This window comes from Sphingomonas sp. M6A6_1c (assembly GCF_053345135.1).
Genome location: NZ_JBKEZO010000006.1, coordinates 68,398 through 82,217, shown reverse-complemented (window position 1 = coordinate 82,217; position 13,820 = coordinate 68,398). Strand labels below are relative to the sequence as shown.

Annotated in this window: 13 protein-coding genes; 7 read left to right on the top strand and 6 right to left on the bottom strand. The window is 69.4% G+C overall.

The features are described 5' to 3' along the window. Nucleotides 1-2 precede the first annotated feature (2 nt). Nucleotides 3-941 (top strand): glycerophosphodiester phosphodiesterase family protein, encoded by a 939-nt coding sequence (locus tag ACLBWH_RS13755; protein WP_447799490.1) that lies wholly within the window; start codon nucleotides 3-5, stop codon nucleotides 939-941. A 204-nt stretch (nucleotides 942-1,145) separates the two neighbouring features. Here the strand turns inward: ACLBWH_RS13755 and ACLBWH_RS13750 are convergent, their stop codons facing one another. The 6 genes from ACLBWH_RS13750 to ACLBWH_RS13725 all read right to left on the bottom strand — a co-directional run bounded on the left by ACLBWH_RS13750 (nucleotide 1,146) and on the right by ACLBWH_RS13725 (nucleotide 6,969). Beyond that, nucleotides 1,146-2,603 (bottom strand): phospholipase D-like domain-containing protein, encoded by a 1,458-nt coding sequence (locus ACLBWH_RS13750; protein WP_447799489.1) that lies wholly within the window; start codon nucleotides 2,601-2,603, stop codon nucleotides 1,146-1,148. Nucleotides 2,604-2,623: 20 nt separating this feature from the next. Further along, entirely contained in the window at nucleotides 2,624-3,601 is a 978-nt protein-coding gene (locus ACLBWH_RS13745; protein WP_447799488.1) for a Gfo/Idh/MocA family protein, read from the bottom strand. A gap of 6 nt (nucleotides 3,602-3,607) precedes the next feature. Beyond that, on the bottom strand, nucleotides 3,608-4,594 hold the full coding sequence (locus ACLBWH_RS13740; RefSeq protein ID WP_447799487.1) for an MDR/zinc-dependent alcohol dehydrogenase-like family protein: 987 nt from the start codon (nucleotides 4,592-4,594) through the stop codon (nucleotides 3,608-3,610). Nucleotides 4,595-4,655: 61 nt separating this feature from the next. Then, complete coding sequence (locus ACLBWH_RS13735; protein WP_447799486.1) at nucleotides 4,656-5,579, bottom strand: glycosyl hydrolase; 924 nt, start codon at nucleotides 5,577-5,579, stop codon at nucleotides 4,656-4,658. Then, the gene (locus ACLBWH_RS13730) at nucleotides 5,576-6,361 is read right to left on the bottom strand and encodes a TIGR04290 family methyltransferase (protein ID WP_447799485.1); all 786 of its coding nucleotides are present in this window, start codon (nucleotides 6,359-6,361) and stop codon (nucleotides 5,576-5,578) included. The genes ACLBWH_RS13735 and ACLBWH_RS13730 overlap by 4 nt, the downstream gene beginning before the upstream one ends. Then, nucleotides 6,358-6,969: a histidine phosphatase family protein gene (locus tag ACLBWH_RS13725; protein WP_447799484.1), complete on the bottom strand. Its 612-nt coding sequence runs from the start codon at nucleotides 6,967-6,969 to the stop codon at nucleotides 6,358-6,360. Before ACLBWH_RS13725 ends, ACLBWH_RS13730 begins: the two co-directional genes overlap by 4 nt. Before the next feature lie 216 nt (nucleotides 6,970-7,185). On the opposite strand from ACLBWH_RS13725, the gene ACLBWH_RS13720 reads away from it, so the two are divergent. From ACLBWH_RS13720 to ACLBWH_RS13695, 6 genes are read left to right on the top strand one after another with little or no spacing between them, the layout of a single operon-like run. Beyond that, nucleotides 7,186-8,301 carry an NAD-dependent epimerase/dehydratase family protein gene (locus ACLBWH_RS13720; protein ID WP_322847760.1) on the top strand — a complete coding sequence of 372 codons (1,116 nt, stop codon included), beginning with the start codon at nucleotides 7,186-7,188 and terminating at the stop codon, nucleotides 8,299-8,301. Next, nucleotides 8,298-9,395: an SDR family NAD(P)-dependent oxidoreductase gene (locus ACLBWH_RS13715; RefSeq protein WP_447799483.1), complete on the top strand. Its 1,098-nt coding sequence runs from the start codon at nucleotides 8,298-8,300 to the stop codon at nucleotides 9,393-9,395. The genes ACLBWH_RS13720 and ACLBWH_RS13715 overlap by 4 nt, the downstream gene beginning before the upstream one ends. Beyond that, a complete protein-coding gene (locus tag ACLBWH_RS13710; protein WP_447799482.1) occupies nucleotides 9,392-10,516 on the top strand; it encodes a glycosyltransferase family 4 protein in 1,125 nt (374 codons plus the stop codon). Before ACLBWH_RS13715 ends, ACLBWH_RS13710 begins: the two co-directional genes overlap by 4 nt. Continuing rightward, nucleotides 10,513-11,622, top strand: a complete 1,110-nt coding sequence (locus ACLBWH_RS13705; RefSeq protein WP_447799481.1) for a CgeB family protein — start codon at nucleotides 10,513-10,515, stop codon at nucleotides 11,620-11,622. Before ACLBWH_RS13710 ends, ACLBWH_RS13705 begins: the two co-directional genes overlap by 4 nt. Further along, nucleotides 11,619-12,701, top strand: a complete 1,083-nt coding sequence (locus tag ACLBWH_RS13700; protein WP_447799480.1) for a CgeB family protein — start codon at nucleotides 11,619-11,621, stop codon at nucleotides 12,699-12,701. The genes ACLBWH_RS13705 and ACLBWH_RS13700 overlap by 4 nt, the downstream gene beginning before the upstream one ends. Then, complete coding sequence (locus tag ACLBWH_RS13695; RefSeq protein WP_447799479.1) at nucleotides 12,698-13,777, top strand: CgeB family protein; 1,080 nt, start codon at nucleotides 12,698-12,700, stop codon at nucleotides 13,775-13,777. The genes ACLBWH_RS13700 and ACLBWH_RS13695 overlap by 4 nt, the downstream gene beginning before the upstream one ends. Nucleotides 13,778-13,820 lie beyond the last annotated feature (43 nt).

Genomic DNA, 13,820 nt, shown 5'->3' with positions numbered 1-13,820 from the left:
CGATGATGAAGACGATTTTCGCACTCGCACTCGGTCTTGCCGCCGCTCTGACGGCCGGCGCGGGTGCCGCGCCCACCGGCGGCGTCGCGGCGATCCAGGCGCGGCTCGCCGATCCCAACGGCGGGCTGGTCGTGGTCGCGCATCGCGGCTGCCACAATCCGGCGCCGCGCCATGGCCTGCCGCAGTCGGTGCCGGAGAATTCGCGCGCCGGTCTCGAACGCTGCGTCGCGCTCGGCGTCGACCTGATGGAAACCGACGTGCGTCGCTCCGCCGACGGCGTGCTGGTGATGATCCACGACGCCACGCTCGACCGCACCACCGACGGCAGCGGCGCGGTCGACCAGCAGCTCTGGGCGGACCTCGCCAAGCTCCGCCTGCGCGACGACGAGGGCGGCGCGAAAGCGGCGCTGACCGACGAACATATGCTGACGCTCGACCAGATGCTGGCGCTCGCCAAGGGGCGGATCATGCTCAACCTCGACGTCAAGGCGAGCATCTATGCCGAGGTCGCGGCGGCCGTCTTGCGCGCCGGCATGGAAAAACAGATCGTCATCAAGTCCGAAGTCGGCCCCGACACGCCGCCGATGGCCGCACAACCCCCGTTCGACCGGCTGCTTTACATGCCGATCCTCCTCAACCCACGCGGGGCCGCCGATCTCACCGCGATCGCCATCCGCCAGATGACCGGCGCGCATCCCGCCGGTATCGAACTGCCGCGGCTGAACGAGGCGCAGCTCGCCCCGCTCGCCGCCACGGCGCGGGCGCACGGCGTCCGCTTGTGGATCAACAGCCTTTGGGAGGGCTTCGTGCCCGGCTATGGCGACGTCCAGGCGCTGCGCGATCCCGACGCGGTCTGGGGCCGCCTGTACCGCGAAGGCGTCACCATCATCCAGACCGACGAACCCGAAGCGCTACTCCGCTACCGCGCGACGCTGCACTGAGGGGAGGGCGTCGCTCTTAGGGCACCGAGTGCCATCGCATATGACCGACTGGGTTGTCGCAACGGCACGTATATTCCCCGTCATGCCGGACTCGATCCGGCATCCCGCTTCTTCGTCCCGTCCGAAGAAGCGGGACCCCGGCGCAAGGCCGGGGTGACGGCGTGACAAACGCGTCCAGATCACTCGGACGTTGAAATGCGGCCCCTACCGCGCCCGCCGCAACCGCCCGCGGAACAGGCCGCGGTGCGTCACCGCCTCGAACATCTCGCCCGGCCCTTCGGGGTCGAGCACCTCATTGTCCGCCAGCCATTTCTCGACGCCGTCCAGATCCGGCACGGCATAGGGCCGCAGCGAGCGGCCTGGCCCGCGCAGCCGCTCGATCGTCTCGATCAGCGACCCCGTCTGCTCGATCAACTGGCCCACGCGCTCCGCCGGCACGTCGAGATGCTCGGCGATCAGGTCGTTGCGCACCGCGACGATCTTCGCCTCCAGCCCCTCGTCGGGATGCCGCGCCGCATCGAGCACCACGTCGCATTCGGTGTCGAGCCGCAGCGAGCGGTTGTTGATGTTGGCCGAACCGACGCGCAGCTGCCGGTCGTCGACGATCGTGATCTTGGCGTGGCAATAGATCGCGGTGCCGCCGCGGGTGAACGGATGGTACAGCCGCAGCCGCCCGTGCGTATCGCGCCGCCGCAGCGTCTCGACCAGCCGGGCGCGCGCGGTATCCATCGCCAGCGGTTCGAGCCAGCCCTGCGCGGTCAGCGGGTTGACGATGACGATCTCCGGCCCGTCCGCCTCGTCGAGCCGCGCCGCGATCGCCTCGGCGATCCGACGCGAGGCGAAATACTGGCTCTCGCAATAGATGTGGCGGCGCGCGCTGCGGATCTGGTCGAGGAACAGCGCCTCGATCTCGGTCACCGGCGTCTCGTCCGGCATCTCCGGCTGGCTGCGCGCGATGCCCAGGTCGACGCCTTCGAAGGTCGGTTCGAGCGACGCCGGCCAGCACCCGCTCTCGCCTTCGACCGGCGGCAGCTTCACGCCCGTCGCCAATCGCCAGCGCTGCCGGCAGAGGTCGCCCAGCGCCGCCGCCGCCGGGCCGGTGATCGCGGTGGTCGCATCGTGCCACGGCTTGTACGGCTTGCCGCCGGGCAGCTTGCGGCCGGGATCGTCGTCGCGATGCGCGCGCGTGTCCCAGCGTTCCGCGGTCATGTCGATGCCGCCGCAGAAGGCGAGGCAATCGTCGATCGAGACCAGTTTCTGGTGATGCGACGAGGCGGTCGGGTGATGGTGGTCGAGCTTGACGTGGATGCGCGGATGGCGCGCCCATTTCAGCACGGTGAACATCGTCTTGCCGCGCAGCACCGACTTCATCGCGCCGACGTCCCAGCGCAGCAGGTACAGCTCCAGCTTCGGGTTGCGCTCGACCAGCCAGTAGAGGAAATCGCCGACCGTCTCCGGCCCCTCGGTGGTGCCGGTGCTGCCGACCAGCCGGATGCGCGCGTCGAAGTCCCAGCCGACCAGCATGATCCGTCGCTTCGCCTGCGCGAACGCCTCGCGCGCGACGCCGAAATAGCGATCGGCGTCGACGATCACCGACAGCCGCTCGGCGCGGGCCACCCGCCACACGTTGCGGCCGGGCTCGAACAACCCTGTTTCAACCATGTGCGTGCGCTCTGTCCTTCCTATCGGCCATAGATGCGGTCGAGCACCTCGGCGCTGCGCGCGAACAGCGCCGCGGCAGGATCGAATGCGGGCGAGGCAGCGAGCTGCTCCGCCCAAACGGCAGCCGACCGCGCACCCCAGGCATCGGGTGGCGCGGTCAGCGTGGCCGCGTGCGTACCGGTGAAATGCTGCGCCGTGAAGTCATAGAAGGAACCGGACACGTTGCGCAGCGCCGCACCCCCCTTGGTGCCGTAGAAGGCCGCCTCGATCACCGCGTCGCGCCCGGCATGCAGGTTCCACGAACAGGCGAGCCGCACCGTCGCACCGCCGGCGTCGAAGCGCGCGGTGGCATAATCCTCGACCTCGCCGGGGCGCAGCGGCCGCCCGCCGGCGAGCAGCACCGCCTCGACCGCGCCGACCTCCGGGAAGCCGAGCGTCCACAAGGCGAGATCGACGAGATGCACGCCGAGATCGATCACGCAGCCGCCGCCCGACTGCGCCGGATCGAAGAACCACGGCTTGCCCGGGCCATAAGCGTTGTGGAAGGTCAGATCGACCGCGAAGATCTCGCCGAGCGTGCCGTCGCCGACCAGCGCGGCGATCGCCCGCATCGCCTCGGTATGGCGATAGGACAGATCGACGCCGAGCAGCCGGTCGGCGGCGCGCGCCGCCGCGATCACGCCTTGCGTCTCCGGCGCCGACCGGCCGAGCGGCTTCTGGCAGAACACCGCCGCACCGGCGCGCAGCACCGCGATCGCCTGATCGGCATGCAGCGCCGACGGCGTCGCGATCACCACCCCGTCGACCCCCAGCGCCAGCATCGCATCGAGCGACGGCATGACCACGGCCGCCGGCGCGAGGGCGGCGGCGTCGCGCACGCAATCGTCGGACGGATCGCAGATCGCGGCGACCTCGATCGCCCCGGTCGCGACCATCGCCTCCATCCGATGCCGGCCGATCCATCCGGTCCCGAGAAATCCCACGCGCGGTCTAATCATCGATCCTCACCCCAGCTCCACCAACGCCTTTACGAACCCCTCCGGCTTGTCGCGCGTCGCATCCAGCGCCTCGCCCAGCCGCTCCAGCGGGAAGCGGTGCGTGTACAGCCGCGCTGGATCGAGCCGGCCGCTCGCCACCGCGTCGATCGCCTCGTGCAGGCCCTGCATCTGCACCGCGGGGTCGCGCTCGTGCGCGTTGATCACGTCGATGCCCTTCCAGTTCCACTCCTGCATGTTGACCTGCCGCGGCCCGTCCTGGTGATAGCCCGCCACCACCAGCCGGCCGCCGAACCCGATCAGCGCGGTGGCGAGATCGAGCGGCCATTGCTTGCCGACCGCCTCGATCACCCGCTCGCACATCGCCTCGCCGGTCAGCGCCTTGACCTGCTCGATGATCTGCCAATGGTCGTGCATCGGGATCGTCTCGGCGGCGCCGTAATGCGTCGCGAGGTCGAGGCTCTCCTGCCGCCGTGAGATCGCGATCACCCGCGCGCCGGCATCGCTGGCGAGCTTGGTCAGCACCGCGCCGAGGAAGCCGATGCCGATGATCGCCACCGTCTGCCCGGCGCGGATGTCGCTGCGCCGGAAGATGTTGAACGCGCAGCCCAGCGGCTCGCCAGGAAACGGCTGGCCGTCGAGCGCGGCGGGCAATTTGGCGACCCGGTCGGCCGCCGCCACGTCGTAATCTGCGAACGAGCGATAGGAGAGGGCGGCGACGCGATCGCCCACCGCCAGCATCGCGACGCCCTCGCCGACCGCATCGACCCGCCCCCAGCCTTCATGGCCGAGCCCGCCCGCCTCGCCCGGATAGGTCAGCCACGGCAGCCCCGCCCAGGGTTCGAGGTTCGACGCGCACACGCCGCACCCCTCCAGCCTCAACCGCACCTCGCCCGCCTGCGGCTCCGGCAGCGGCGCGCCGGTGACCTCGATCCGTCCCGGCGCAGCGAGGATCGCCGCCTGCATCGTCCCTGCAACCAACTGATCTTCCATCATTTATGACCTTCATGATCGACGCCATCGCCGCTTTCGCGAGCCGCCAGCGCGGCAGCCGGGCTCATGCCACGGCGGTCTGCGGCGCCACCACCGCGGCGGGGGCATAACGGTCGATCATCCACGCGCAGAAGTCGGCGAATTGCTGCGGATCGCGTGCCGCGCTGCTGTGATGCGGCTGCACGCCGAGATGCTCGGGGGTGAAGCAGAAGGTCACCGTCACCTCGAAATCGGCGAGCGCCGCCATCTGCCGGTCGAACCAGTCGATCGCATCGGGCCGGAAACTGTCCGCCCAGCTCAGCCCGGTACGCAGCCGCTTGGTGCCGAGCCGCTTCATCCACGCCACCGCCTCGTCGAGCCGCGGGTCCTGATAATGGAACCATTGCATCAGCCCCATCCGGTCCGCCACCGCGGCATAATCGTCGAGGCTCGGCTTGGGCGTGCCGTCCTCGCGGATCAGCCCCATGTAGAAATGCCGGTAATAGCTCGACCCCTCCGCCTCGCGGTGCCGCGTCGTCGCGCCCCAGCTTTGCGGCAGGTCGTAGAGCGAATACCAGAACACCCGCGGCACCCGGTCGAGCAGCAGTTCGGCGGTGCGGCGCACGCCGAATTGCTGCACCTCCTCGGCACCGAAGCTGCCGACGCCGACCTCGGTCGCCCAGATCGGCTTGTCGGGCACCACCGCCTCGATCTCGGCGATCTTGTCGGGCCAGGCGTGGATCGGCCACAAATTCCAGTCGAGCGGGAAGCCGTGCACCGCGACCACGTCGACCGCGTCGAGCGCACCGTGCGCGCGCATGCGCTTGACCCATTCGGGATCGATCGGGCTCATCCCGCCGAGCACCCGCGTCACCGCCGGGTTGACCGCGTGGATCGCATTGCCGGCGCGGATCACCGTGTCGGCGAAGATCGACCAGTCGGGATCGACCTCCGGGTCCCAATGGGATTTGTTGTTGGGCTCGTTCCAGATCATCGCCGCTTCGATCATGCGTTATTCCCCCTGCTCGGATAGACCGCTGCCGGCCCGTATTCGCCATAAGGCACCGGTGCGGCTCTACAGAGATAGACCTCGGTTTCCGGCTGCTCCAGGATCGCGAAGCCCGCCGCGCGCAGCATCGCCGCGCTCGCCGCCGCATTGGGCGCCCACCAATTGGTCCAGTCGTGCGCGAATTCGCGCTCGATGAAGTGCAGTTTGGGATAGCCTGGCTCGTCGAAGAACGGCGGCGGCGTATGCGTGCCGGGCATGTGGAAGGGGTGATCCTCGGGCACCGGATAGACCGCGCGGCTGCCCTGCTGCATCGTCTGGAACAGCATCAGGTCGCCCGCGACATGCTCGCGGATCAGGTCGAGCGCCAGCAGCGGATGGCGCAGGTGATAGAGCACGCCCATGAAGATCACGAGGTCGAACCGCTCGCCGAGCGCGCCCACGTCGTAGACGGAGAGGTTGCGGAATTCGATTCCATGCTGCCCCAAGGCGTCGGCGGCGAGCCGCGCCTGCGCCAGATAGCGATCGTCGCTGTCGATCCCCAGCACCCGGTCGGCGCCGCGCCGCTTCATCTCGACCGAATAGAAACCGGCGTTGCAGCCGATGTCGAGCACCGACTTGCCGGTGAGGTCGGCGGGCAAAGCGTCGGCGAAGCGCGCGAACTTGAAGCGCGGATAGTCGCCGAGGAAATGATCGGGTGCGGTCTGGATGCCGTGGCCGAGGTCGATGTTGTGGAACCACGGCGCGAGCCGCGCCACTTCGGCACGCAGGGTCTCGGGGGTCATGCTGCCAGTCTTTCGTTGAGGCTGAGGAGCCGCGCGCCCCAATCGCCGACCACGATCCGGCTGACCGAGGCAGGGCCGATGTCGAAGCGCAGCAGATGGTCGAGCGGCAGGCCGAGCGCGAAGGCGACCGCGCCGCGGATCATGTCGGAATGGCTGACCAGCGCGATGCGAGCCCCGTCCTGCGCGGCGGCGGTCTGCGTCAGCCAGCCGACGATCCGCGCCTGCGCCTCCGCCATCGTCTCGCCGCCGGGAATGCGCGCGGTGCCGCGCTCGGCGTTCCACGCGTCCCACGCCGGCCCGTGCAGGTCCTCGAACGCGACGCCGGTCCAGTCGCCCATGTCGATCTCGATCAGCGCGTCGACCGGCTCGGGGGCGGGCAGGTGGCAGGCGGCGGCGATCGCCGCGGCGGTCTCGCGCGTGCGCTCCAGCGGGCTGCACACGATCCGGTCGATCGGTTCGTCGGTGATGCGCGCCGCCAATGCCCGGGCCAGCGCCTCTGCCTGCGTGCGGCCCGCGTCGCTCAGCGGCACGCCGTCCATCCGCCCGGACAGGCGGCGGTCGAGATGGATATGGGCGGCATGCCGGATCAAAAGGAACGTCGCCGTCACTGCCATGCTGTCGCTTGTCTACCCCGCCTCGCTGCCGTCAGCGCCCCGGCTCGTCTTGATATCGATCAAGAAGAATGTCGGCTAACCCCTTAGGAACAAAGAAGAAGAAGCTTCGTTCCATCTCTCCAGCGATTGTTCAGCGATTAGGGGCGGGCGACGGATGCCACGAACAGACACGATCACCCCCGGCATGTCGTTGATCCGGATCAATATAGCGTGAGCGAGACCGTCCTGATCACCGGCGGTGCCGGTTTCATCGGTCGCTTCGTCGGCGACGAATTGCTCCGCCGCGGCAATCGCGTCCGCGTCCTCGACAGCCTGATCCCGCAGGTCCACGGCGACGTCGATCGGCCGCCGCTGCTCAACGACGAGGTCGAACTGATCCGCGCCGACATCCGCGACGGCGATGCGGTCGCCCGCGCGCTCGCCGGCGTCGACAGCGTCATCCACCTCGCCGCCGAGGTCGGCGTCGGCCAGTCGATGTACGAGGTCGAACGCTACACATCGACCAACGACGTCGGCACCGCGGTGCTGTTCGAGAAGCTGATCGACCAGCCGGTCCGCCGCGTCGTCACCGCCTCGTCGATGTCGATCTACGGCGAGGGGCTGTATCGCGACGAAGACGGCAGGGATGTCGAGAATGCCGAACGCGGCGCGGTCCGCGACGGCATGGCGAATTGGGACCCGCTCGATGCGCAGGGTCGCCCGCTCACCCCGGTGGCGACACCCGAATGGAAGCGGCCCAGCCTCGCCTCGATCTACGCGCTCAACAAATACGTGCAGGAGCGCACCACCCATATCATGGCCAAGCCTTATGGGATCGAAGGCGTCTGCCTGCGCCTGTTCAACGTCTATGGTCCCGGCCAGGCCCTCTCCAATCCCTATACCGGCGTGCTCGCGATCTTCGCCTCGCGCCTGCTCAACGGCCAGCAGCCGATGATCTTCGAGGATGGCGAGCAGCGCCGCGACTTCGTCCACGTCAGCGACGTCGCGCGCGCCTTCGCCGACGCGCTGGTGCTGCCCGAGGCGGTCGACCAGACCTTCAACATCGGCTCGGGCCACGACCGGTCGGTGACGCAGGTCGCCGAGGCTTTGGCCAAAGCGATGAACAAGAACGACATCCGGCCTGAGATCGTCGGCAAGGCGCGGATCGGCGACATCCGCCATTGCTTCTGCGACACCAGCCTCGCCGAACGACGCCTCGGCTTCACCGCGCGCCAGGACTTTATCGAAGGACTTGCCGAACTCGCCGAATGGGTCGGCGAACAAAGCGCCGAAGACAATGTCGCCAAGGCGCGCGCCGAACTCGAAAAGCGGGGACTGGTCGCATGACCCCGTCTCCGCAGCAGCGTCCTCCGCGCGACGGCGGCGCGCCGATCCTCGTCACTGGCGGCGCCGGGTTCATCGGCTCGAACATCGCCGACCGGCTCGCGCGCGACGGTCACGACGTGCTCGTCTACGATACGCTCAGCCGACCCGGGGTCGAGCGCAACCTGCGCTGGCTGCAGGACCGTCACGGCGCGCGCATCACCGCGATCCGCGCCGACGTCCGCGACGCCGACGAAATCGGCCGCGCGGTGGCTGAGGCGCAGGCGGTGTTCCACATGGCGGCGCAGGTCGCGGTCACCACCAGCATGGACGACCCGCGCGACGATCTCGAGATCAACATCCTCGGCACGTTCAACCTGCTCGAGGCGCTGCGCCGCAAGCCCGGCACGCCGCTCGTCTTCGCCTCGACCAACAAGGTCTATGGCGACCTCGGCGATCTCGCCTTCGCGCGCGCCGGCGACGCTTATGTGCCGATCGACGAACAGGTGCGCAGCCACGGCATCGGCGAGCGCCGCCCGCTCGATTTCCACACGCCTTATGGCGTGTCGAAGGGCGCCGCCGACCAATATGTCCTCGATTACGCGCGCAGCTACGGCGTCCCCGCCGCGGTGCTGCGGATGAGCTGCATCTACGGTCAGCGCCAGATGGGCACCGAGGATCAGGGCTGGGTGGCGCATTTCCTGATCCGCGCGCTCGAAGGCCAGCCGATCACTTTGTACGGCGACGGTTATCAGGTCCGCGACATCCTCGACGTCTCCAATGCGGTCGACGCCTATGTCCGCGCCTGGCAGCGGATCGATCGGGTCAGCGGCAAGGCGTTCAATCTCGGCGGCGGTCCCGCCAATGCCGTCTCGCTGCGCGTCCTGCTCGCGCATATCGGCAGACTGATCGGCCGCGAGGTCGCGGTCCACGCCTCCGACTGGCGCGCCGGCGACCAGCGTTATTTCGTCGCCGACACCCGCGCCGCCGATGCCGCGCTCGATCTGTCCGCCAAGGTGCCGTGGCGCGACGGCGTCGCCGAACTCGCCCGCTGGCTCGCCACCGAACGCGGCTTCGACGTCGCCATTGCCGAAGCGATCCCCGTGGCGGCCGAATGAAGCTGCTGCTCACCACCGATGCGGTCGGCGGCGTCTGGCACTATACCGCCGAACTGGCGATCGCGCTCGCGGCGCGCGGCGTCGAATGCATCGTCGCCGTCCTCGGCCCCCCGCCGACCGCCGACCAGCGCGCGATGCTGTCCGCCCCAGCCACCCACGCCCCGACCACCCCGGCCCCGATCACCCTCATCGTCACCGACCTGCCGCTCGACTGGACCTGTACCGACGCCGCGCCCGTCCGCGCCGCCGGCCACGCCATCGCCGCGCTCGCTGCCGACCATCGCGTCGACCTCGTCCACTACAATATGCCGACGCTCGCCGCCGCCGCGCCGCTCCCGATCCCCGCGATCGCGGTCGCGCACGGCTGCGTCTCGACCTGGTGGGAGGCGGCGCGCGCTACCCCGCTCGCCGACGCCTTTCTCTGGCACCGCGCGCTCACCGGCGACGGCCTGCGCGCGGTCGACCGCGTCGTCGCGCCCACCGCCGCTTATGCCGCGATCGTCGCGCGCCATTATCACCTGACGCAGCCGGTGCTCGCCATCCACAACGGCCGCACGCCCGCGCGCGCGGTCGATCCCGCCGCGCCCGTCGCCGATCTCGCGCTGACCGTCGGCCGGCTGTGGGACGGGGTGAAAAACGCCGCGTTGCTCGATCGCGCCGCCGCGCGCCTGCCGATCCCGTTCCTCGCCGCCGGCGCGGCGCGCGGGCCGCATGGCGAGACGATCCGCCTCCAGCATCTGCGCGAGCTCGGCCACCTCTCGGGCGATCAGCTCGCCGCGCATCTCGCCCGGCGGCCGATCTTCGTCTCCGCCGCCAGCTTCGAACCCTTCGGCCTCGCCGTGCTCGAAGCCGCGCAGGCCGGCTGCGCGCTCGTCCTCGCCGACATCCCCGCCTTCCGCGAGTTGTGGGACGGCGCGGCGCAATTCGTCGCACTCGACGGCGATGACTGGTGCCGCGCCATCGAAGCACTCGTCCACGACCGCGCCGGCCGCGCCGCACTCGGCGAATCCGCGCGCCAGCGTGCCGCCCGCTACACCCCAGACGCGACCGCCGATAGGATGCTTGCGCTCTATCGCGCGACGATCGCCGCGTACCCGAACGCCCGGAAAGCCGCCGCATGAAGATCGTCTACTTCACCCACAGCCTCGCCTCCTGCTGGAACCACGGCAACGCCCATTTCCTGCGCGGCGTGCTCAGCGAGCTGATCGCGCGAGATCATGACGTACGCGTCTATGCGCCCGAAAATGCGTGGAGCCTCACCAACCTCGTCGCCGATCACGGCCCGGAGGGGCTCGACGCCTATCGCAGCGCCTATCCCGAGCTCGGTTCGGTCAGCTATCCCACCGGCGTCGATGTCGCCGAGATGGTCGACGGCGCCGATCTCGTCCTTGTCCACGAATGGAACGACCATGCGCTGGTCGCGGAGATCGGTCGCCTCCGCAAGGGCGGCGCGCCCTGGACGTTGCTGTTCCACGACACCCACCATCGCGCGGTCAGCGAGCCCGATCAGATGCGCGCCTATGACCTGTCCGGCTATGACGGCGTGCTCGCCTTCGGCGAGACGCTGAGCGAGGTCTATCGCGGCTGGGGCTGGGGCGGGCGCGTCTGGACGTGGCACGAGGCCGCGGACATCCGCCGCTTCCATCCGCCCGCGGTCGAGGGGCCGCGCGACGGCCTCGTCTGGATCGGCAATTGGGGCGACGGCGAACGGACCGAGGAACTCGAAACCTATCTGTTCGAACCGAGCCGCGCGGCGGAAATCGCGCTCGATATCTACGGCGTCCGCTATCCGCAGGCGGCGCATGACATGCTCACCCGCTACGCCATCCCCTATCACGGCTGGGCGCCCAACGCCGCCGCGCCGGCGCTGTTCGCAAAGGCCTTGGCGACCGTGCACGTGCCCCGCCGCTATTATGCGACCATCCTGCCCGGCATACCGACGATCCGGGTGTTCGAGGCGCTCGCCTGCGGCATCCCCCTGGTCTCCGCCCCCTGGCAGGATACCGAAGGATTATTCCGTAAAGACAAGGACTTCCTCATGGTGGACTCGGGCGATGCGATGACCGGTGCCCTGCGTGATATACGCGAGGATAGTGAACTTAGGGCCGCGCTCGTCGCCGCCGGCCGCGAGACGATCCTCGCCCGCCACACCTGCGCCCACCGCGTCGACGAACTGCTCGCCATCGTCGCCCGGCTCGCCACCTCCGCCCGCAAGGATGCAGCATGAAGATCGCCTTCTACGGCTCCAGCCTCGTCTCCAGCTACTGGAACGGCGCCGCCACTTACTATCGCGGCATCCTCAAGGCGCTCCACGCCCGCGGCTATGCCATCACCTTCTACGAACCCGACGCCTTCGACCGCCAGCAGCATCGTGACATCGATCCGCCGCCCTACGCCAAATCGGTCGTATACCCCGCGACGATCGACGCGATGAACGCCGTCCTCGCCGAGGCCGCCGACGCCGACATCGTCGTCAAGGCCAATGGCGTCGGCGTCTTCGACGCCGAGCTGCTCGCCGGCATCCTCCGTCACGCCCGCCCCGACGCGCTCAAGATCTTCTGGGACGTCGATGCCGCCGCGACGCTCGACGAGATGCGCGCCGACGCCTCGCACCCCGTGCTGCAGGCGCTGCCCGCGCTCGACATGGTGCTGACCTATGGCGGCGGCCCGCCGGTGATCGATGCCTATACCGGCTTCGGCGCGGCACGCTGCATCCCGGTCTACAACGCACTCGACCCCGACACGCACCATCCGGTGCCGCGTGACGCGCGCTTCGCCTGCGACCTCGCCTTCCTCGGCAACCGGCTGCCCGACCGTGAGGCGCGGGTCGAGGAGTTCTTCCTCCGCCCCGCCGCGCGCCTGCCCGAGCAGAGCTTCCTGATCGGAGGCAACGGGTGGGAGAGCAAGGCGATGCCCGCCAACGTCCGCCACCGCGGCCACGTCTACACCGCCGAACACAACGCCTTCAACTGCACCCCGCGCGCCGTGCTCAACGTCGCCCGCGACAGCATGGCGAACATCGGCTTCTCGCCCGCCACCCGCGTGTTCGAGGCGGCGGGCGCCGCCGCCTGCCTGATCACCGACGCCTGGGAGGGGATCGAGCAGTTCCTCGTCCCCGACCGCGAGGTGCTCGTCGCCCGCGACGGGCAGGATGTCGCCGACCATCTCGCTGCGCTTACCCCCGCCCGCGCCGAGGCGATCGGCGCCGCCGCGAGCGCCCGCGTTCTCGCCGAACATACCTACGACCTGCGCGCCGAACAGGTCGACGCGCTCTTCCAGGTGCATCGCGCGAAGCAGCCGGCATGAGGCTCGTCGTCCTCGGCCTCAGCCTCGGGTCGTCCTGGGGCAACGGTCACGCCACCACCTTCCGCGCTTTGCTCAAGGCCTATGCGGCCCGCGGGCACGACATCCTGTTCCTCGAGCGCGAAGTCCCTTGGTACGCCGGCGACCACCGCGACCTGATCGACCCCGACTTCTGCACCCTCGCTTATTACAGCGACCTCGACGATCTCGCCCGCTGGCGGCCTCAGATCGCCGCTGCCGACGCGGTGATCGTCGGCTCCTATGTGCCCGAAGGCGTCGCGGTCGGCCGCTACGTGCAGCGGCAGGCGAGGGGCACCACCGCCTTCTACGACATCGACACCCCGGTGACACTCGCCAAGCTCGCCCGCGGCGACTTCGAATATCTCGACCCGGCGATCATCCCCGATTACGATGTCTATCTCAGCTTTACCGGCGGCCCGACGCTTGACCGGCTGGAGCGCGACTTCGGCTCGCCTGCCGCCCGCGCCTTGTTCTGCTCGGTCGACATCGCCGCCTATCGTCCGCTCGACGTGCCCAAGCGCTGGGACCTGAGCTATCTCGGCACCTACAGCGACGATCGCCAGCCGACGCTCACCCGTCTGCTGATCGACGTCGCCCGCGCCCAGCCGCAGCGGCGCTTCGCCGTCGCCGGCCCGCAATATCCCGCCGGCATCGATTGGCCGGCGAACGTCGAGCGGATCGACCATCTCCCGCCCGCCGATCACGCCGCTTTCTACTCCGCCTCGCGCTTCACCCTCAACGTCACCCGCGCCGACATGATCACCGCCGGCTGGTCGCCCTCGGTACGCCTGTTCGAGGCGGCGGCGTGCGGTACGCCGATCATCTCGGACCGGTGGCCAGGGCTCGACGCGATCCTCGACGACGGCCGCGAGATCATCCTCGCCGACACCGGTGCCGACGTCGTCGCCGCGCTCGATCGCGACGCCGCCGCGATCGGCCACGCCGCGCGCGCGCGCGTCCTTGCCGAACACGGCGCCGACACCCGTGCCGCCCAGCTCGAAGCGCATCTCGGCGTCAGGACAGACACGCCGGCGAGGCTGGCTTGCGCGGCGACGTGAAGCTTGCGATGGAACGTTACGCCACCGACCCGTGTTAGAGTGT